This window comes from Nocardia amamiensis, assembly GCF_015477605.1.
Taxonomy (GTDB): Bacteria; Actinomycetota; Actinomycetes; order Mycobacteriales; family Mycobacteriaceae; genus Nocardia; species Nocardia amamiensis_A.
Genome location: NZ_JADLQX010000186.1, coordinates 1 through 774 on the forward strand (window position 1 = coordinate 1; position 774 = coordinate 774).

The 774-nt window shown below is 67.7% G+C and carries 1 protein-coding gene; it reads left to right on the forward strand.

Features of this window, described 5'->3' with window-relative positions; genetic code table 11:
* On the forward strand, window positions 1–774 hold a 774-nt coding region (locus IU459_RS37385), incomplete at both ends, for an AMP-binding enzyme (protein WP_195134289.1).

Genomic DNA, 774 nt, shown 5'->3' on the forward strand with positions numbered 1-774 from the left:
CTGCTCGGCACCGTCGGCGAACCCATCAACCCCGAAGCCTGGCGCTGGTACCGGCACGTCATCGGCGCCGACAACACCCCGATCGTGGACACCTGGTGGCAAACCGAAACCGGCGCCATCATGATCTCCCCACTGCCGGGCGTCACCACCACCAAACCGGGTGCCGCCATGCGACCCTTGCCGGGCATCTCCGCGAAAGTCGTCGACGAAGACGGCAACCCCGTCCCACTCGGCGAAACCGAAGCCAACGGCTACCTCGTCCTCGACCACCCCTGGCCGTCCATGCTGCGCGGCATCTGGGGCGACCCCGACCGCTACCACGCCACCTACTGGGAACGCTACAGCCGGCACGGCTGGTACTTCGCCGGCGACGGCGCCAAACTCGACACCGACGGCGACCTCTGGGTCCTCGGCCGCGTCGACGACGTCATGAACGTCTCCGGCCACCGCATCTCCACCGCCGAAGTCGAATCCGCCCTCGTCGGCCACGCCGGCGTCGCCGAAGCCGCCGTCGTCGGCGCCACCGACCCCACCACCGGCCAAGGCATCGTCGCCTTCGTCATCCTCACCGCCGACACCGAAAACACCGGCCAAGACCTCGTGAACGAACTCAAAGCCGAGGTCTCCCGCGAAATCAGCCCCATCGCCAAACCCCGCGAAATCCACATCGTGCCCGAACTCCCCAAAACCCGCTCCGGCAAAATCATGCGCCGCCTGCTACGCGACGTCGCCGAAGGACGCGAACTCGGCGACACCTCCACCCTCCTCGACCCG